The sequence below is a fragment of the Bradyrhizobium sp. 21 genome (genome assembly GCF_023073335.1).
Classification (GTDB): domain Bacteria; phylum Pseudomonadota; class Alphaproteobacteria; order Rhizobiales; family Xanthobacteraceae; genus Bradyrhizobium.
This window is the reverse complement of sequence record NZ_JADPJG010000026.1, coordinates 45,132-63,996: the sequence shown is the minus strand read 5'-3', so window position 1 is coordinate 63,996 and position 18,865 is coordinate 45,132. Positions and strand designations below refer to the sequence as shown.

At 64.7% G+C, this 18,865-nt stretch carries 18 protein-coding genes and 1 pseudogene; 5 read left to right on the top strand and 14 right to left on the bottom strand.

Features of this window, described 5'->3' with window-relative positions:
• Positions 1 to 551: pseudogene (locus tag IVB31_RS21505) on the top strand (caspase family protein); the annotation flags it as partial.
• A gap of 31 nt (positions 552 to 582) precedes the next feature.
• On the opposite strand, the gene IVB31_RS21500 reads toward IVB31_RS21505, so the two are convergent.
• Positions 583 to 1,668, bottom strand: a complete 1,086-nt coding sequence (locus tag IVB31_RS21500) for a DUF2778 domain-containing protein (RefSeq protein WP_247326846.1) — start codon at positions 1,666 to 1,668, stop codon at positions 583 to 585.
• A gap of 646 nt (positions 1,669 to 2,314) precedes the next feature.
• Between IVB31_RS21500 and IVB31_RS21495 the strand changes: the two genes are divergently transcribed.
• Together IVB31_RS21495 and IVB31_RS21490 are read left to right on the top strand one after the other, a co-directional pair.
• Entirely contained in the window at positions 2,315 to 2,839 is a 525-nt protein-coding gene (locus IVB31_RS21495; RefSeq protein ID WP_247326844.1) for a FecR domain-containing protein, read from the top strand.
• A 93-nt stretch (positions 2,840 to 2,932) separates the two neighbouring features.
• On the top strand, positions 2,933 to 4,819 hold the full coding sequence (locus IVB31_RS21490; protein WP_247326832.1) for an adenylate/guanylate cyclase domain-containing protein: 1,887 nt from the start codon (positions 2,933 to 2,935) through the stop codon (positions 4,817 to 4,819).
• Between the two features lie 6 nt (positions 4,820 to 4,825).
• Here the strand turns inward: IVB31_RS21490 and IVB31_RS21485 are convergent, their stop codons facing one another.
• From IVB31_RS21485 to IVB31_RS21470, 4 genes are all read right to left on the bottom strand, one after another.
• Positions 4,826 to 6,328 carry a glycosyltransferase family 39 protein gene (locus tag IVB31_RS21485; protein WP_247326830.1) on the bottom strand — a complete coding sequence of 501 codons (1,503 nt, stop codon included), beginning with the start codon at positions 6,326 to 6,328 and terminating at the stop codon, positions 4,826 to 4,828.
• Between the two features lie 6 nt (positions 6,329 to 6,334).
• Positions 6,335 to 7,480: a glycosyltransferase family 2 protein gene (locus IVB31_RS21480; RefSeq protein WP_247326820.1), complete on the bottom strand. Its 1,146-nt coding sequence runs from the start codon at positions 7,478 to 7,480 to the stop codon at positions 6,335 to 6,337.
• Positions 7,481 to 7,736: 256 nt separating this feature from the next.
• On the bottom strand, positions 7,737 to 7,934 hold the full coding sequence (locus IVB31_RS21475) for a hypothetical protein (protein ID WP_247326818.1): 198 nt from the start codon (positions 7,932 to 7,934) through the stop codon (positions 7,737 to 7,739).
• A 90-nt stretch (positions 7,935 to 8,024) separates the two neighbouring features.
• Positions 8,025 to 8,405: a hypothetical protein gene (locus IVB31_RS21470; protein ID WP_247326814.1), complete on the bottom strand. Its 381-nt coding sequence runs from the start codon at positions 8,403 to 8,405 to the stop codon at positions 8,025 to 8,027.
• A gap of 115 nt (positions 8,406 to 8,520) precedes the next feature.
• On the opposite strand from IVB31_RS21470, the gene IVB31_RS21465 reads away from it, so the two are divergent.
• Both IVB31_RS21465 and IVB31_RS21460 read left to right on the top strand, forming a co-directional pair.
• Complete coding sequence (locus IVB31_RS21465) at positions 8,521 to 9,342, top strand: DUF72 domain-containing protein (protein WP_247326812.1); 822 nt, start codon at positions 8,521 to 8,523, stop codon at positions 9,340 to 9,342.
• Positions 9,343 to 9,350: 8 nt separating this feature from the next.
• On the top strand, positions 9,351 to 9,812 hold the full coding sequence (locus tag IVB31_RS21460) for a DUF488 domain-containing protein (RefSeq protein WP_247326810.1): 462 nt from the start codon (positions 9,351 to 9,353) through the stop codon (positions 9,810 to 9,812).
• 7 nt (positions 9,813 to 9,819) lie between these two features.
• On the opposite strand, the gene IVB31_RS21455 is transcribed toward IVB31_RS21460, so the two are convergent.
• From IVB31_RS21455 to IVB31_RS21415, 9 genes are all read right to left on the bottom strand, one after another.
• Complete coding sequence (locus IVB31_RS21455; RefSeq protein ID WP_247326808.1) at positions 9,820 to 10,734, bottom strand: PhzF family phenazine biosynthesis protein; 915 nt, start codon at positions 10,732 to 10,734, stop codon at positions 9,820 to 9,822.
• Positions 10,735 to 10,854: 120 nt separating this feature from the next.
• Positions 10,855 to 11,670 (bottom strand): amidohydrolase family protein, encoded by an 816-nt coding sequence (locus IVB31_RS21450; protein WP_247326805.1) that lies wholly within the window; start codon positions 11,668 to 11,670, stop codon positions 10,855 to 10,857.
• Positions 11,663 to 12,904: an MFS transporter gene (locus tag IVB31_RS21445; RefSeq protein ID WP_247326802.1), complete on the bottom strand. Its 1,242-nt coding sequence runs from the start codon at positions 12,902 to 12,904 to the stop codon at positions 11,663 to 11,665. Before IVB31_RS21445 ends, IVB31_RS21450 begins: the two co-directional genes overlap by 8 nt.
• Before the next feature lie 47 nt (positions 12,905 to 12,951).
• On the bottom strand, positions 12,952 to 13,683 hold the full coding sequence (locus tag IVB31_RS21440) for a GntR family transcriptional regulator (RefSeq protein WP_247326799.1): 732 nt from the start codon (positions 13,681 to 13,683) through the stop codon (positions 12,952 to 12,954).
• A 79-nt stretch (positions 13,684 to 13,762) separates the two neighbouring features.
• The gene (locus tag IVB31_RS21435; RefSeq protein WP_247326798.1) at positions 13,763 to 15,070 is read right to left on the bottom strand and encodes an adenylate/guanylate cyclase domain-containing protein; all 1,308 of its coding nucleotides are present in this window, start codon (positions 15,068 to 15,070) and stop codon (positions 13,763 to 13,765) included.
• A 29-nt stretch (positions 15,071 to 15,099) separates the two neighbouring features.
• Positions 15,100 to 16,263: an ABC transporter permease gene (locus IVB31_RS21430; protein WP_247326796.1), complete on the bottom strand. Its 1,164-nt coding sequence runs from the start codon at positions 16,261 to 16,263 to the stop codon at positions 15,100 to 15,102.
• A complete protein-coding gene (locus tag IVB31_RS21425) occupies positions 16,260 to 17,192 on the bottom strand; it encodes an ABC transporter ATP-binding protein (RefSeq protein ID WP_247326794.1) in 933 nt (310 codons plus the stop codon). The genes IVB31_RS21430 and IVB31_RS21425 overlap by 4 nt, the downstream gene beginning before the upstream one ends.
• A complete protein-coding gene (locus IVB31_RS21420) occupies positions 17,189 to 18,136 on the bottom strand; it encodes an efflux RND transporter periplasmic adaptor subunit (RefSeq protein ID WP_247326792.1) in 948 nt (315 codons plus the stop codon). Before IVB31_RS21420 ends, IVB31_RS21425 begins: the two co-directional genes overlap by 4 nt.
• Positions 18,133 to 18,828 (bottom strand): TetR/AcrR family transcriptional regulator, encoded by a 696-nt coding sequence (locus IVB31_RS21415; protein ID WP_247326777.1) that lies wholly within the window; start codon positions 18,826 to 18,828, stop codon positions 18,133 to 18,135. The genes IVB31_RS21420 and IVB31_RS21415 overlap by 4 nt, the downstream gene beginning before the upstream one ends.
• Between the last annotated feature and the right edge of the window lie 37 nt (positions 18,829 to 18,865).

Genomic DNA, 18,865 nt, shown 5'->3' with positions numbered 1-18,865 from the left:
AAGCCGCGCCGCGGGCGGATCCTTGCGCAGCCGCAGAGGCGCACTGGAAGGCTGCCGACGGGATCGCCACGCTGGGTGCCTACGAAGATCATCTCGCAAGATTCCCCAATTGCATCTTCGCCACGCTCGCCAAGGCGCGCATTGAAGGCCTGAAGCAGAAGACGGCACTGGCACCGTCCGGCACCGCCCGGGCCGGTGGCAGCAGGGATTTTGACGGCAACTGGGACGTGACGTTGAACTGCGCGCCATCCGGCAAGGCGCAAGGCTTCACCAGGCCGCTGGCTGCCACCGTTGCGAACGGTGTGTTTCACGCCGAGGCGCAGGGCCAGGGCAACAACGTCAATCGGCTGGAGATCGATGGCCAGATCCCGCCGGACGGCAAGACGACATTGAGCGCGCGCGGCACGACGGGGGCGAGCACCTACACCCTCAATAACCTTGCGCCCGGCTCGCCGTATGCCTTTACGGTCGATGCGCAGTTCGAACGCAGCCGCGGCAGCGGCAAGCGCAACGAGGCGCGGGCCTGCAACCTGGTCTTCGTCAAACGCTGATCGTGCAGAAAGCGGCGAGGCGCGCTGCGCCTCACTCGACCCGCGCCAGCACCGCGAGCTTGCGGATGCCCTTGTTGCGGTAGGCGTCGAGGAACGCGTAATAATCCTTGAACGACACGCAGCCGTTGGAATCGCCGTTCGGCCCGAGCATGAAGGTGTGCGCGAGCAGGCCGTCGCGGCCGTAGATCGCGCTCTCGCCGCCGATCGGGGTCAGGCGCAGCGCCGGCACGCCGTGGAACAGCGCTTCGCGCGGCTTCAGCGTGTAGATGTGCGGCGGCGTCACGCCGCGCATGCGGGTGCGCGAGGAACGCGGATCGTCGAGATTGGAGCCGAGGCCGGAATGCGCCTCGAGCTTGGTGCCGTCGGGCAAATAGACCGTCTTGGCGGTGATGTCGTAAACCGCGGTGTCGCGCTCATAGGGGTACGAACCACCGAGCATGGGGTTCTGCTCCTTCGGCGCGATGCTCGCGGTGATGCTGGCGTCGGCCGATGCATAGGCCAAAAGCCCGCCGGACGGCTCGCGCTTGCCCCAGAGCTTGTCGACCATCGACTGACGCGGCCCGGTGATCGACATCACAGCGGCCTTGGCGCGATCGGCGATCGATTTCGGCTTCGCCTCAGGCGCCGGCACGATTTCGGCCGGATCGGCCGAGGCCAGTTGCACAGTTGCCTCAGCCGCACGCTTGCCCTTGGCGGCATCGGCGATCTTTTCAGTGACCTTGGCCGCTGCCGGCTTCAGCACTTCCGCGACCTTCGCCACTACGCTTTGCTTGGGAGCGTCCTTGGCCTCGGCAACCCTGGTTGCGGGCACGGCGCTCGCCGCATTCGATGCCACGCCCTGCGTCGCAGCCGCGGCAAAGCGCTCGTTGAACATCTCGCGCGAGATGGGTGCTGCGACCTGGAGCCGGTCGGGCAACAACGCAAAAGCTTCCTTGATGGCGTCGCCCGCCTCGCGCAGCGCGACCTTGGGGGCGCGCTTGATCACGGGCTCGTCGTAGCCAACGCTGCCGACGGTCGGAAAAGCGCTCGCGCCGAAGACGTTGCTGTAGATGGTCCAGCCTGCGCCCATCACGGCGCAGCCGATAGCGGCAGCGCCAAGCCAATTGGTCGTGGTCATTTTCCGGGAAGGTTTCCGCGAATTATTTTTGGACTTCCGTGCCGCGATACCTTGCGCAGCGATACTCGTACTCATTCGCCTTGCGTCCACAACGGTGTCACTCAGTCCCCCTTCGAAGCGCCGCTGGTCACGATCCGAGAGCAGCATCTGGCAGAGGGTCGGAGCGTCATTAAGGCGACTTTTAGTTAAATGCGGATTAAGTTCGGGCAGATGTGAGGCAACTCGTTAACCTGTGCCATTTCGAGAAAAAGCCCGCGGAATTACGGGCTTAGCCGACACTGTTAACTATAATTCTTGGCCGATTCATCACGCTCAGCGGACGCCTCCGGCCGCATCTCTAAACGCAACAACCAAGTCGTTTTCGTGGTCTTCAATACCCGAAAGATAGCGGGGAAGCGTTGCGCGAGGCTGGTGCACCCGGGCGTCCCGTTGGCGCTTCGCCTCTCGGCGCGAACGCAGCTCGTCGCGGCCCGGGAAGAATGGAGAGCGAAGAATAGTCCGCCCTGACTGAAAGTTGATTGCGCCGGTCTGGAAAAGACCGCCGCGAGAAAATAGCTGCTACATCGGTACTTTTCAGCAGCCTCTGCGTGTGATACGGTACCGTATCACGCCTTGAACTGTGCCAAGCACACAAACGGAGGCTGGCATGAGAGGGTTCGCGCGCGCAGGGCTTTTCGCCTTGCCGGGGTTGTTTCTGTCGGTCGGATTTGCAACTGCACAGCCTGCCGCCGTTGTGGGCTGCACGCCGTCCGCATCGGCTGCGGGAACACAGACATGGCGCTGCGACAACGGCATCACCATCGTTGCCGAAAACGGCGCCAGATTTGAACTTAAGGACGCCAACCGCGACGGACATATAGACTCCGTCGAGTTGAGCAGCAAAGCCCTGCTGGTCGAGGTGCCCAAGAAGCCCGGCGGCAATCCCTTCAAGGTGCTGACGCCGCAGGCGATCGCCGCGGTGCGCGGCACGAAATGGGCAGTCGACGTCGCAGAGGCCAAGACCTCCGTCTTCGTCGCCGACGGCCGCGTCGGCGTGAGCCGCAGGGGCCGCGGACGTGGCGTCGTGCTCAAACCGGGCGAAGGCGTCGATGTCGAGGCAACCGGTCCGTTGACCGTCAAGACATGGGGCCAGCCGCGCGTCGATTCGCTGATGGCGAGACTAGGCCAATAGGAACTTGGCCAATAAGGACCTGGCCAATAAGGCTCGGTCGATACGGCCTGGTCAGCCAGGCCCTGACAACAGAGAAGATTGCAGTACGACGTAATGAAAAGACGCGTTCAGATCCTGGTGGCACTCGTCCTTACCGCGCTGTGGGGCGCGGGCATCTATGCCGCTCACGCCAACGGCCATCTGCGCTTTCTCGATCGGCTCGAGGCAACGTTGACGGATTGGCGGACACAGGTCCGAGGCGTGCAGGCTCCGCCCGATCTCGTCACTATCGTTGCGATCGACGACACCGTGGTCAAGCGCGGCGGCAGCTATCCGCTCCCGCGCGCCGATCTCGCCCGCATCGTCGACACCATCGTGCAGTTCAAGCCGAAGGTCGTCGCGATCGACCTCTTGCTGGTCGACCGCAGCGCTGCGATCGGCGACGCCACGCTGGCGAACACGCTCGCCACCGGTCCGATGGTGCTTGCCGCCGCGGCGATCTTTCCGTCCGCCAGCGAGACCGTGGAGCAGGAAAGCGAGGGCCCCCTCGCCGCGCTGCCGCAGGCTGAGCGCTTCCTGCTGCCGCTGCCCGCTTTCGCCGACCACGCCGAGGTCGGCATCGTCAACGTCGCGACCGGACAATCGGGTTCGCCGCTTTCGGTGCCGATGCTGTTCCGGACATCAGACAAGGTCGAGTTGTCTTTCCCCTTGCGCGTCGCGGCCCGTGCGCTCGACAAGCCGCTGACGATTGCGCCCGATCATCTGATCCTGGGCGATCGCGCGGTACCGACCGACAGCGACTTCGCGCTGCCGATCACCTATTACGGCCCGCGCCGCACCATCCGCACCGTCAGCGCGCAGAGCATCTTCGACGGCACGCTCAATCGCGCGGCGATCGAGAACCGCATCGTCGTGATCGGCGCTTCCGTCGCCGGCGGCGGTGATTTCTATCCGACACCGTTCGATTCCCTGATGCCCGGCGTCGAGGTGATCTCGACCGCGATCACCCATCTCGTCTCAGGCGACGGCATCGTGCGCGACCGCAAGGTTCACATCGCCGACGCGCTGATCGCGATCCTGTTGCCGATGCTGCTGGTGGGCCTGCTCGCCTGGCGGCGCAGCGCGCTCGGCATCATGGCGGCGGCCGCGGTGATGATCGCCTGGGCCGGGCTCAATCTGTTCGCGTTCACGCATGGTATCTGGCTCAACGCCGCGACCACACTCGCAGCTTCCGTGCCGCCGGTGGCGGTCTTCGCCGGCGTGCAATTGTGGGCGGGAGGCCGCCGCACCCAATATCTCGTCGCCAAGAGCCGGTCGCTCGCACAGTTCCAGGCTCCCGCGGTGCAGGGGTGGCTGGCGCGCGATCCAGACTTTCTGTCCAAACCCGTGCGGCAGGACGCGGCGATCGTCTTCATCGATCTCTCCGGCTTCACGGCGCTGAGCGAGCGGATCGATCCGGACGAACTGCAGGACATTCTGAAGGCGTTCCACGCGCTGATCGACAAGGCCGCGGTGGATTGCGGCGGCATGATCACCGGCTTTCTCGGCGACGGCGCCATGATCCTGTTCGGCCTGCCCGGCGCGATGCCTGACGATGCCGCACGCGCGCTCAAATGTGCGATCGACCTGCACCGCGGCGTCGAACGCTGGATCGCGTCATTGCCGCCTGCGATCAGGGATCAACTCGGCTTCAAGATCGGCGCGCATTTCGGCCCGATCATCGCCTCCCGCCTCGGCGAAAGCCATCAGCACATCACCGCGACCGGCGACACCGTCAACGTCGCGAGCCGGTTGATGGAGGTCGCCGTCCAGAACGACGCGCGGCTCGCGCTCAGCGACACGCTGCTGGATACGGCCGACTTCCACGGCGCGCCCGATGGCGTTCTGTCGGGCCCCCTGCTCACACAGGTCCGCGGCCGCTCCGGCGTCGTGACCGTCTGGTTCTGGCGCGATCAGGACAGGCCCAACCAGGACGCGGCCAAGGCTGAGATGATTGGCTGAGGCACACTACCGCGCTTCCGGCGGCGGGGAGCGGTCCAGCACGTCGCCCTTGGCGCCTTCCAGCAGATCGATGCCGTAGGTCTCGACCACGAGCGGGCCGCGCTTGCGCTGCAATTGCGCAATTTGCGTCACCTTCGCAAAGAGCTCGTTGAGGGCGGGGTGGCCGTCGCTGCGTAGCTCGTCGACGTAGATCAGCTTGCCGGCAAGCAGTTTTGGATCGGGCTCGGGCATGTTGACCCAGCGAATGCGCTGGTTCTGCTGCGCCACGCAGGTGCCGCGCGGCAGGTAGAAAGCGAGCCAGCCCGTCGTGCCGTAGTCGGGTGCAAGAACGCAGGTCGCACCATGGCGCGCCCGCTCCGCTTCGATCCCCGCGGCAAGCTCGCGCCAGCCGACGCCGACGCTGCGCACGGTCGCATCGCGGCGATAACCGGACAGCCAGCCGGTATTGGCCTGCACGATCAGCGCGGCAAACATCACGATGCCGGTGGGTGCGGCCCAGCGCAGGCAGAAATCCGCCAGGCGGCGCGCGCGCGACTTCCACTGCACGAGGTTGGCGGCGGATGCCGCGGCAATGACGAAGGGCGGATAGACCGGCGCGAACCAGTTGGCTTCGACGCGGGCATGCAGCGAATGCCAGACGAAATAGGCGACGATGGTCCAGAACATCGTCTCGATCAGCACGCGCGAGGCCAGGGCACCGGCCCGGCGCCAGGTCAGCGCGTGCAGCCCCATCGCGCCGAGGATGAAGACCAGTGGCGTTGCGAACGCGATCTGGGTCGGAATCAATTCGGCGATGAAGACCGGGCGGAAGTCCTCGATTTTCGCGCGCCCGAGCTGCTTTGCAAACGAGACCCATTGATGATCCGCATTCCAGAGGATCACCGGCGAGAACAGCGCAAGCGCAACGAGGCCGCCAAGATACGGCCAGGGCGACAGAAACCAGCGGCGCAGCTTCGGCACGGAAGCGAGCCAGATCAGGATCGCTGGCCCGAAGAACATCGCGGTGTATTTCGACAGCAGTGCCGCGCCGACGGCTGCGCCGACCGCGAGCCACCAGACGCCGCGACCGGTCTCCAGCACTTTTGCGAGAAAGAACAGCACGAAGCTGGAGGCAACCAGCAGCGGCGCATCGGGGGTGACGATCAGCGTGCCGACGGAGGCCAGCAGCGTGGCGTTGAGCAGGATGGCGCTGGTCGCGGCAACGCGCGCGCCGCCGAACAGGATCGCGGCGGAGCGGTAGATCGCATAGCTCATCGGCAGCGCGAGCAGGATCGAGACCAGGCGGACGCCGAGCTCGGTGTCGCCGGCGATCAGGGTGCCGGCGCGGATGACGTAGGCCACCATCGGCGGGTGGTCGTAATACCCCCCGGCGAGGCTCTTCGACCACATCCAGTAATAGGCTTCGTCGAACGTGATCGGCGTGACCGCGGCCGCGACGAGCCGCAAGCCGACCAGTGCAAGGACCACCAGCGCGGTATTGCGGACGATCCGCGCGTCAGCCCCGCCCATCTCGCGCTATTTCTTGCGCCAGACGAACAGTCCGGACATCGCGTAGTTCCACACCACGCCCATCAGCGCTCCGGCGAGGCCGGCGAGCCACCAGATCGGCTCCTGGTCATAGACCGAGAAGGCGACGCCGACATTGGCGAGCAGGCCGACGCTGCACACGATGTAGAAGGCGATCAGGCCGCGCAGCAGCGCAAAGCCCTTCAGCCGCTGGTCGCGGTAGGTGAGGAAGTTGTTGAGGAGGAAATTGCTAGTCATGGCAACGAGCGCGCCGGAGGCTTGCGCTTCCGCGAACGGCTCCTTTAACAGCTCGTGCGCGACGAACAGCGTGGTAAGATGTACCACGAGGCCGATGCCGCCGACCATCGCGAACAGAAGGAAGCGGAGCGAGACAGCGTCGTTGGTGAACTTCGCCAGCACCAGGCCGAGAAAATCCAGCGCGACCATAGAATCGAGCTTGCTTTCGCCGTGCTGGCGCTCACCGAACGTGTAGGGAATTTCGACGGCGCGCAAGCTGCCCTGCGCACTCGCGACGAGGTCGAGCAGTATCTTGAAGCCGTGCACGGAAAGTTTCGGCGCGATCTGCTCGAATCGGTCGCGGCGAACCATGAAGAAGCCGCTCATTGGGTCGGCGATCTGGACCCGCAGCATCTTTCTTGCGACCTCGGTCGCCAATGCGCTGGCGCCGGCGCGCTGCTTGTTGAAGCCTTCGCTCTTGTAGCCCTCGATGTAGCGGCTGCCGACCACGAGCTCGGCCTGCCCGCTCGCGAGCAGCGACAGCATTTTCGGCAGCTGCGTCTCGTCGTGCTGGAGGTCGGCGTCGATCACGGCCGCATAGGGTGCGCTGGAGGCCAGGATGCCCTCGATGCAGGCCCCCGACAGGCCGCGGCGGCCGATGCGGCGGACACAGCGCACGCGGCCGTCGCGCTGGGCCAGCGCGCGCACGACGTCCCAGGTGCCGTCAGGCGAATTATCGTCGACGAACACGACTTCCCAGGCGATGCCGGCCAGCGCCGCCTCCAGCCGCCGGTAGAGCACGGTGACATTGTCGCGCTCGTTGAAGGTCGGAACGACGACCGATAATTGCGGCGACGGAGAAGCCACCTGCGGGGTCTGCGGCGGGTTGTCGGAGCCCGGTCTGATCGCTTCATTCATGACGGCAGCGTATATCCGCCGCGTCCTGCGCTGCCAAGCCGGGGTTTCTCTTTCGGGGTTTCTCTGGGGAACGGCCCAAAAGGGGCCCTAAAATGTCAACGACCCCGGAACGGCGTACCGCGCGTACATCCGGCGCAGTCTGAGCTATTCCAAGGTCGTCTCGGCAACGGAGATTGTGACTCAACGTTGCCGTTAGAACCTAGATAGGAACGGCAAAAGCACTTTGCAAGGGGCGAAAGCCACCTTTCCCGGCCCCTTATTGGTTCGGGACTTCCTTGATGACCGGCCCACGCGGCGCAGGCGCGGCAGGGACCGCCGGCGCGGCGGCCGGCTCGACCTTCACCGGTTTGGGCGGCTTGCCGTACTGGCCGATCGGCCCGAACACGACGGCGACCGCAAGCACGATCGCGGCGACGATCGCGCCAAAAATACCCCCCACCGACTCAGACGACATGGAAACCCATCCCTGTTCCAGATACGCCCAGTGATACCATGGATGAGCGCACAGCCGGAAGGGCTTGCGGGACGGCAACGGTCAACGGGGCTATTTCTGCGGCGGCCTGTGCCTGACGAAGGCCGTCACGATGTCCTTCTGCGCCGACTCCACCGCCCTGTTCGCGGTCGCGAGATGGGCGCCGGCATCGATAGCTGGGTATTGCGTGGTGAGATAATCGAGCAATGCCACCCGGTAGTATTGTCGCTCCGACGGACAGGCGCCTGCGACCGAGCGGCCAAAGGCCTGTTCCGTCAGGCCCTGATTGCTGTCGCGCGAATATTCCCGCGCCAGGCAATGCCAGTAATCGTCGCGGCCCTGCATGGCGAGCTTCTGCGCGCCCTTGGCATCGTCATCGTCAGCCATCGCCCTAGATATCATGGCAGCAGATGTCATCATGACCAGCGCCGCTCCCACCATCAGCATCCGCATCTTGTTCTCCTTTTTTGCAGATCCTGTTGCGAGCTTAGACGGGCCGTCGCAACTGGCCAATCACAACTCGTTTGACTAGGATGGAGGCCCTCCTCCCGTCATCCGAGATCATCCCGTGGCCAAAGCAAAAACCGCGTCCAAAAAATCAGGCAACATTTTCATCGGCGTCGGCGGCTGGACCTTCGAGCCCTGGCGCGGCGTGTTCTACCCCGAGAAGCTCACGCAGGCGAAGGAGCTGTCCTACGCTGCCTCGAAGCTGACCTCGATCGAGATCAACGGCACCTATTACGGCTCGCAGAAGCCGGAGAGCTTTCGCAAATGGGCAGGCGAAGTGCCGGAGGGTTTCGTGTTTTCATTGAAGGGACCGCGCTTCGCCACCAACCGCCGCGTGCTCGCCGAGGCTGGGGATTCCATCAAGCGGTTCTATGATTCCGGCGTGCTGGAACTCGGCGACCATCTCGGACCAGTGCTATGGCAGTTCGCGCCGACCAAGAAATTCGACGGCGCTGATTTCGGCAAGTTCCTCGAGCTGTTGCCGCGCAAGCTCGAGGGACGCGCACTGCGCCATGTCGTCGAGGTCCGTCACGAGAGTTTTTGCACGCCGGATTTCGTCGCGCTGATCCGCGAGTTCCAGACACCCGTGGTGTTCGCCGAGCACGGCAAATATCCGGCGATTGCCGACGTCGCCGGCGATTTCGTCTATGCACGGCTTCAGAAGGGCAATGACGAGATCAAGACCTGCTATCCTCCGAAGCAGCTCGATGCGTGGGCCAAGCGCTTTCAGGCCTGGGCCGACGGCAGCGAACCCGACGATTTGCCGAAGGTTGACAAGACAAAGCCGAAGAAAGAGCCGCGTGACGTGTTCGCCTACGTCATTCACGAAGGCAAGGTCCGCGCCCCGGCCGGCGCCATGGAGCTGATCGCGCGGGTGGGCTGAGGTGTTTCATGGCAAAGGCAAAGAGGCTCTTCACGATCGGCTATGAGCAGACACCGCCCAAGGCGGTGCTGGACGAACTGGAAGAGGCCGGCGTCAAGCTCGTGGTCGATGTGCGGGCGGTGACGTCATCGCGCCGGCCCGGCTTTTCCAAGAAGCAGCTTGCCGCGGGCCTCGACGAACGCGGCATCGCCTATGTCCACCTCGCCGCGCTCGGAACGCCCAAGGAAGGCCGCCTCGCCGCGCGCAGCGGCCAATACGATTTGCTGGAAAGGATCTACGCCAAGCACCTGAAGACGCCGCAGGCCAGGGAAGAAATGGACGAGCTCTCCGCGCTGGTGAAGAAGGCCGGCCCGGTCTGCCTGCTCTGCTACGAGCGCGACCATACGCACTGCCACCGCCGGATGATCGCGGATGTCATCGAGGAGCGGGATGGCGCGGCGGTGAGGAATTTGGCGGGACGGCAGGTGTAGCCGCCTCCTACCCCTCCCCCGCGAGCCGGAACGTCCCCTCCATCATCTGCACGCAGCTGCCGCCGACATGGGCGGAGACAATCTTGCCGTCCTGCTTGCGGACACGCGTCAGCAAGAGGCTTGGGCGGCCCATGTCAAATCCCTGGCCGATCGTGAGCTTCAATTCGCCGTCGCGCGTGGCATCGAGATCGGCAAACAGTGAAACGGCGGCGACCGTGGCGCTGCCGGTGGCGGGATCCTCGACGAGGCCGCTGGCGCCGCGCATGAACATGCGCGCCTGCCGCTCGCAAGGCGCCTCCGCCGCGGGCACATCGCGCGTGTAGAACCACGCCGAGAACGCACCGTCGCGCGGAAGCAGCTTGCCGAAGGCCGCCGCATCGGGCCTCGCCCGCTTGAGGGCATCGCGCGAATGCACCTCGATCACCAGAAACGGCGTCCCAACGCCGACGATCTGGGGCGCGTGACGATCGACCTTGATGTCGTCCGCACCGAGCGAGATGAGGCTCGCGGCTTCAGCAGCCGACAGCTGCGCAAACCGCGAGAGCGGCTGCGGCGCGGTGAGCTCGGTACTGATGACGCGGCCGTGCTCTCTCACGATATCGACCGGCACGAGCCCCGCCTTCTCCTCGAACAGCAGGCGCGGCTTCGGCTCCTTCGCGAGGCCCGCCAGCACGAAGGCGGTGCCGACATTGGGATGGCCCGCAAAGGGAATCTCTCTCACCGGCGTGAAGATGCGCACCTCGGCATCATTGGCCTTGTCGCGCGGCGGCAGCACGAACGTCGTCTCGGAATAATTGAACTCGGTCGCGATCGCCTGCATCTGCGCGGAAGTGAGCCCGCCGGCGTCGAGCACCACCGCGAGCTGGTTGCCGCCAAAGGCGCGGTCGGTGAACACGTCGACGGTGATGTAGCGGCGCTGCATCGTCACTTCCCCATGCAAGTCGCGGCCACGACCGGCCGCATCGCCGGCAGTCTACAAGCCGGCGACATCGTCCGTCATGCCCCAATATTCGGAGCAATCGGAGCAATCGCGCACGAGATTTCAGAAGCGAAAGAGTGAATGCGGCGATGCGAGCAGCAGCGCGCGTTCGTCCTCGTCCACGATCAGTGTGTCGAGGAAATGCCGGTTGCTGTCGTAACTCTGCCGGGCCTCGAATTGCGTGTGCGGCCAGTCGCTGCCCCATAGCAGGCGGTCGACACCATAGGCGTCACGCAGCAACGGATAGGCCTGGTGCGCAAAGCTCTCGCCGGCGGCACCATTGCGATACGGCGCGGAGATCTTGACCCAGGCGTTGCGCGACGCAGCTAGTTTCAACACCGACTGAAAGCCGGGATCGGCAACGCCAAGTTTCGGGTCGGGTAGCGCGTAATGGTCGAGCACGACGGTAACGCCGTGATCGAGGAGCTGTGGCACCAATGCAGCGAGATCGGACGCGTTGCGCTGGACCTCGACCTGCCAGCCCATCGATTTGGCCGCTGCAAGCAATCCCCTCCACTCGGGTGCAGCGAGGTCAGGCAAGGGCTGGCCGACGAGATTGAGGCGGATACCGACGATGCCGGCGCGATCGAGCACGCGGAGCTCGCCCATGGAGATGCCGGGATCGACAACGGCGATGCCGCGAAGGCGGCCGCCGGCCACCTTCACGCTTTCGACCAGATAGGAATTGTCGGTACCAAGAAAACTTGGCTGCACCAACACGCCGTGCGACATGCCGTTGCGATCGAGCAGTTGCAGATAGAGCTCGAGCGGCGCGTCATAGTCTGGCGCATAGCGCCGTCCCGGCGCAAGCGCGAGCCTGCGATGGAAGACGTGCGCGTGCGTGTCGATCGTCGGCAAGGTCGCCACGGAATCAGGCACGCGTTGCCGCGGTCTGCTCGAACACCTTGCCGCGGGTTTCGGGCAGCAGCACGACCGCGATCAGCACCAGCGAATAGGCGAACGCCGCATCGATGCCGATCGCGGGCCCCAGTCCGATGCGATCGCTGAGAAAGCCGACCAGGAAGGGGAACGCCGCTGAGACGATACGGCCGAAATTGTAGCAGAAGCCGACACCGGTGCCGCGCACGCCAGCCGGATAGAGCTCGCTGAACAGCGCCGCCATGCTCGCCGGGATGCCGGCCGAGAAGAAGCCGAGCGGAAAGCCGAGCAGCAGCATCTGCCCATTGGTCAGCGGCGCGAAGATATAGATCAGCACAGTGACGATGCAGGCGCTGGCGAAAAGGGCGACATTGGCGCGGCGGCCGATGCGGTCGCTGATGATGCCGCTGGCCACGCAGCCGCAGAAGAAGGCGACGATGATGACGGCGAGATAGCCGCTGGAGCCCAGCACCGACAGATGACGCACTTCGCGCAAATAGGTCGGCAGGAAGGTCGTGAGCGCCGCGTAGCCGCCATGTGCGCCGATGCCGAAGAGGCCGCCAATCAAGGTGGCGCGCAGGACGTCGCGATGAAAAATGCCGGAGAGCGTCGCAAAGAACGGCGTCTTCTCGGCTGCGACCGCGCGCGGTGGCTCCTTCAATCCGCGACGGATGAAGATGATGAGGAGCGCGGGCAACAGCCCCAGCGCGAACAGCAGCCGCCAAGCGATGTCGGCCGGCGCATAGGTGAAGACCAGGGCCGAGAGCAGTACGGCTGCACCCCACCCCACGGCCCAGGCGCTCTGCACCGAGCCCAGCGCCTTGCCGCGATGCTCGGCGCGGATGATCTCGGCCATCAGCACGGCGCCGCAAGCCCATTCGGCACCGAAGCCGAGGCCCTGGATCGCCTTTAGAATCACGAGCTGGGTGTAGGTCATCGCGAACGCACAGGCGAAGGTCGCCAGTGCAAAAGTCGCAACAGTAATCTGGAGCGCCTTGACGCGGCCAAAACGGTCGCCGAGCGCGCCGCCGATCCAGCCGCCGAACGCGCCGAAGAACAGCGTCACCGAGCCGAGCAGGCCCGCATCGGCCTTGCTGATGCCGAACGCGGCGATCAGCGCTGGAATCGCGAGACCGAACATCTGGACGTCGAGCGCATCCAGCGCCCAGCCGCCAAAGCTTGCCCAGAACGTGCGCCGCTCCAGCGGCGAGCTTTCGCTGTACCAGTTCGACATTGTTTCCCCCTGTACTCGTTGTTGCCTGGTATCGTTGAAAGTCGCGCTCACCGGATCTCGGCGTGATAGCGGAAGCGGTCGGCAGGCCCGCGCGACCGTCGCCACTCGATCGGCCGCCGCTCCAGATCGAGCGCAAGGCGCTCGATCACGATCAGCGGTGCGTGGGCCTCGAGCCTGAGCAGGCGCGCCTGCATCTCGTTGGCGGTCTCGACCGTCAAAATTTCCTCGGCCGACACCACGACCTCGCCGCAGCGCTCCTCGTAGAGCGGATAAAGCAGGTCGCCGAACTCGGCGGTGTCGATCTGAAGGATGGGCGCGAAGCGCGCCTGCTGGAGCCAGATTTCTTCGGCGAGCAGCGGCACATCGTCGATCAGGCGTAAACGCGACAGGTTGATCACGGGCTCGCCAACCGGAATGCGCAGTGCTGATGCGACAGCCGATGTCGCCGAAACGCTCTTGCGCCGGATGATGCGGCTCTTCGGCACGCGGCGCTCGCCGCTTTCGGACTGGAAGCGGAAGAAGCGGAACAGCGAGGAGTTGAAGCGCGCGCGGCGCACGAAGGTGCCGCGGCCTTGCTGGCGCTCCAGCACGCCGTCCGCGACGAGCTGGTCAATCGCCTTGCGCACGGTGCCGATGGCGACGCCGTAATGCGCAGCCAACTCGGCCTCCGACGGGATCGGCTCGCCCGGCCGCCATTCATTGCGGTTGATCCGGCCGGCGAGGTCGTCGCGCAGGCGCTGGTAGCGTGGCAGGCGGTCGTCGCGGGGCGCCAAATTCATCTAGTCATATAGATGACTAGATGAGAACTGAGTCAAGCACTACCATAATACCAGAGTTGTTCGATGCCCTCGAGGGCCCCTATCCCAGCTGAAACACCGCCACCGGCCGGTCATAGCCGCGCACCTCGACCTCGCCGAGCGCAACGGCATCGTCCCCGTCGTCGCCGAGCGCCTCGCGCACGGAAGCGGAGATCAGGAATTGCGAGCCGAACTCCTTGTTCAGCGCCTCCAGCCGCGAGGCGAAGTTTACGGTGTCGCCGATGACCGTATACTCCTTGCGCCGGGGCGAGCCGATATTGCCGGCGACCACCTCGCCGAAATGGATGCCGATGCCGATCCGAAGCGGCCAGCTCGTCTGCGCGTTGATGCGGTCCATCGCGGTCAGCATCTCGCGCCCTGCGGCGACCGCCCGGTGCGCGGCGTCGGAGGCTTCCAGCGGCGCGCCGAACAACGCGAGAAACCCGTCGCCGAGAAACTTGTTCACGATGCCGCCCTCACGGTCGAGAATGTCGACCAGCACGGCGAAGGCCCCATCGAGCCGGTCGACTACCTCTTGCGGGGTACGCGTCTGCGCGCCGGCGGTGAAGCCGCGGAAATCGACGAACATCACGGCGACGCGGCGGAGGTCGCCGGCGGCGCTGGTGCCTTCCGCCATCAGCTGCTCCACCACCTGCGGCGAGACGTGCTGGCCGAACAGGTTCGTCACCCGGTCGCGCGCGGTGGCGGCCGCGATGCTCGCGGTAAATTGCCGTCGCAGCTGCGCGCCGACGGCGCCCGCAAGCACGCCGCAGATCAGGACGATGGTGCTGCGAACGGCATGAAAATAGGTCTCGGGTTCGCCCGCGGCGTCGGTGGCATTGAAATACATCGCGACGGCGAAGAGCTCGCCCGCGGCCACGAATCCGGTGAAGGTCGAGAGCCAGAAATCGAGTCGCAGGGTCGAGAGAATGACGAAGATGAAATAAACCAACGGCGTGACGAAGCCCAGCGCCTGGCTTGCCCCCATGCTGCGGATCTGGAGGACCAGGATCACCGTCGGTACCGATGTCTCGATGAGCGCGCTGATATAGCGCCTGACGACGGGCACGTCGCGACCGAGCCTGAGGTTTCGCCGGATCTGGGCGTGGACCCAGACCTCGAACAGGATGAAGCCGGCCATGAGCGCATAGAGCTGGACCCTGCCCGACGTCCCGTGCCAGACGCGCTCGACCACCCGGGGATCTATCAGCTCGATTGCCGTGAAGAACACGACGATGACGCATCCCGTGACGATCAACGCCCTCACCCGCAATAGCTCGGTGCGCAGCACTTCCCGTGTCAGCTCGCGCTCGAAATCCGCCGACATCACGGCATGCTGCCGGGCCTTCCTGCTCGCGAAGCTGACCATCCCACCCCTCGATTCCGGGGCATTGTGCCTCAATCCAGCGTGCGGCGGAAGCGCGTCACGGCGATGGTCATGGCAAGCAGCATCAGGGCTGCCAACGCCAGCGCATCGAAGCGCAAATTCTGCATGGTCGCGCCCTTCAGCATGATGGCGCGGACGATGCGCAGATAGTGCGTCAGCGGCAGGCATTCGCCGACATATTGCGCCCAGCCCGGCATGCCCGCGAACGGAAACATGAAGCCCGACAAGAGAATGCTCGGCAGGAAGAACATCATCGACATCTGCATCGCCTGGAGCTGGTTCTGCACCAGCGTCGAGATCGTGTAGCCGATCGCAAGATTAGTACTGATGAACAAGGTTGACAGAATGGCCAGCAGGAACAAATTGCCGAGTATCGGCACGCCAAACAGGACGACGCCGATGCCAATGATCAGGAACGCCTGCACGAAGCCGACCAGCACGTAAGGAATGATCTTGCCGAACATCACCTCGACCGGCTTGATCGGCATCGACAGCAGGCTCTCCATCGTGCCGCGCTCGACCTCGCGCGTCACCGAGAGCGCGGTGAAGATCAGCATGGTCATGGTCAGGATGGTGCCGACGAGGCCGGGCACGATGTTGAGGCTTGACGCGGCAGCGGGGTTGTAGCGGGCATGCGCGCGAATCTCGAACGGCATCTCCGGGGGATCGCCGATGTAGAGATCATGCTTGAGCGCGGTCTGAACGACCATGCCGAGCGAGCCGATCGCCGCGCTCGCCGCGACCGGATCGGTGGCGTCGGCCGCGACCAGCAGCGCCGGTCTGTCACCACGCCGCACCGCCCGCTCGAAACCGCGCGGAATCTCGACGCCGAACAGAACCTTGCCGGATTTCAGGAGATTGTCGAAATCCTCGACGTCGTGCACCTCGTAGAGGAAGCGGAAATATTTGGTGTTCTCCAGCGCCTTCAGGATCGATCGGGCGAGATCGGAATCCTCCTGGAGCAGCACCGCGCTCGGCAGATTGTGCGGCGTGGTGTTGATGGCGTAGCCGAACAACAGAAGCTGCATCACCGGCAGCATCACGATCATCGCGAACGAGACGCGGTCGCGCTTGAGCTGGATGAATTCCTTGATCAGCATCGCATAGGAGCGCTTCCAGAAGCCGAAGCGTTCGCGGATTTCGTGCGTTGACGCGGGATGATCGGCGGCGCTCATTGGAAATTGTCCTTGGAGCGGCTCATCAATTCGATGAATACGTCTTCGAGCGACGGTGAGGATGGGTGCCAGTGCAGGTCGCTCTTCTCACGCCACGGCGCGATGCTCGCTTCGAGCGCGGCGACGTCGCGCCCGGAAACGTGCAAGGAGGTGCCGAATGGTGCGACCATATCCACGCCAGGCTTGCCGGTGAGCTTGGCCGTGAGCCCATTCAAGTCCTCGCCCGTCACGGTGTAGGTCGTCAGCGCCGATTTCGCGATCACCTCGTCCACCGTGCCATGCACCAGCAGATGGCCATAGGCGATATACGCGATCTCGTGACAGCGCTCGGCCTCGTCCATGTAATGGGTCGAGACCAGCACGGTGAGACCGTCGGCGGCGAGTGCATGGATCTCGTTCCAGAAATCGCGCCGCGCTTTCGGATCGACGCCGGCGGTCGGCTCGTCCAGCAGCAGCAGTTTTGGACTGGGCAATGTGCAGGCACCTAACGCCAACCGCTGCTTCCAGCCACCGGAGAGCTCGCCCGCAAGTTGCTCCTCGCGGCCCGAGAGCCCCAGCCGCTTGATCATGTCGCGCGCGGCGCCGCGCGCATCGCGAAGGCCGTACAGACGCGCGACGAATTCGAGGTTCTCGCGGACAGAGAGATCCTGATAGAGGCTGAAGCGCTGGGTCATGTAGCCGACCTGGCGCTTGATCTTGTCGGCATCGCGCCGGATGTCGTAGCCGAGGCAGGTGCCCTCACCGCTGTCTGGCGTGAGCAGGCCGCAGAGGATGCGGATGGTCGTCGTCTTGCCCGAACCGTTCGGGCCGAGGAAGCCGTAGATCGAGCCGCGCTTTACCTGCATCGACAGATCGTGCACGACCTCGCGGCCGCCGAACGACTTCGTCAAGCCCTTGACATCGATCGCGATGTTGTTGCCCTCGCTCATCGCTTGTCCGCCACCGGCGTTTTTGGATTGAGATAGACGTCGATCGGCTGTCCGACCCTCAGGGCATCGGGGCGCGACGGCCGCGCCTGGATCAGATAGACGAGCTTGTTGCGCTCCTCGAGACTGTAGATGACAGGCGGGGTGTATTCGGCCGAAGTCGCGATGAAATAGATCTTTGCGGTGAGATCGGCCGCGCAATTGTCGCAAGCAACCCGCACCTCGTCGCCGATCGCAAGCTTCGGCAGCTCGGTCTCCGGCACGAAGAAGCGCAGCTTCATGTTGCCGGGCGGCATGATCGAGAGAACGGGCCGCTGCGCCGCCACCATCTCGCCCTCGCGGAAATAGATCTGCTGGATGGTGCCGGCGACGGGCGCAAAGCCTTTGCGCCGCGCCATCCGCGTCTCTGAGGTCGCCACGCGTGCCTCTGCGACGCGCAAGGAGGACACCGCGGAATCGAGATTGGCCTGCGTGCCCGAGCCGGTCTTGCTCAGCGAAGCCGCGCGATCATAGGTTTGCTGCGCATTCGCCAGCGTCGCCTTGTTCTGATTCAGATCAGCAAGCTGGAGATCGTCGTCGATGGAATAAAGGTTATCGCCGACCTTGACCTCGTCGCCCTCGCGGATGTTCAGCTTCGTCACCCGGCCCGCCTCGTCCGGGCTGACATAGATCATGTCGGCCTCGACCCAACCCTGGAACCCGGGATCGCGCTTCTCCTTGCACCCGGCAAGTCCGGTTGCGAGCACCAGCGCCGCGATCGCAAGTGGTCGCGCCAGATGGGAAAACTGAATAGCCAGTGGCGGCACATACCGCTGTCGACCCCTCAACCTGAGGAGCCGCGAAGCGGCGTCCCGAAGGGCGAGGAGCCACAGCCGGGCGGGCATCCTTCGAGACGCGCGTTCCGCGCTCCTCAGGATGAGGTGAGAGATGGTTCGCGACGACCTCATGTCGTGCTCCGTTCGCCAAAAATCAAATCGAGATGGACACGCAGCATGTCCTGCGCATCGAGCGGCGCGTGCCGCGCAAACAGGCTCTGCCAGATCACCGCGATCATCGCGGGCGCGATCAGGATCTGCGGATAGCGCGCGAGGTCCTTCTCGCGGATCTCGCCGCGGGCAATGCCGAGCTCGATCAGCGCGCGCATGCCGGCCATCCCGCGCGAGACGACCTCGCGGTAGTAGAAGTCGGCGACGGAGGGAAAGCGCGGACCCTCCGCCACGATCAGGCGCACGAGATCGCCGCGCCTGGTGCCGATCACCTCTTTCAGGAAGTTGCTGGCAAAGGCCTCGACAAGGTCGCGCACCGAGCCCGTCGGCGGCGGCAGCGTCGTGAGGCGCGTGACCACTGGCACGATCACCGTGCGCACCAGTTCCTCGAACATCGATTCCTTGTCGTTGAAGTGCAGGTAGATCGTGCCCTTCGCCACGCCCGCGCGCTTCGCAATGTCGTCGAGCCGCGTCGCGGCGAAACCGCGCGCGATGAACTCCTCCATCGCGGCGTCCACGATCGCCGCACGCCGCTCGGCCGCACGCGTGGCGCGGTTCGAGGCGGGTGCCTCATCGCGAGTTTGGGACGCAGCGCCCTTGGCAAGGGCGCGAGCTGCGGGCGGCCTGGCGACTTTGGTGGGCTTATCGGTCATTATCAATATATGACTGACTAGTCAGTCATAATCAAGT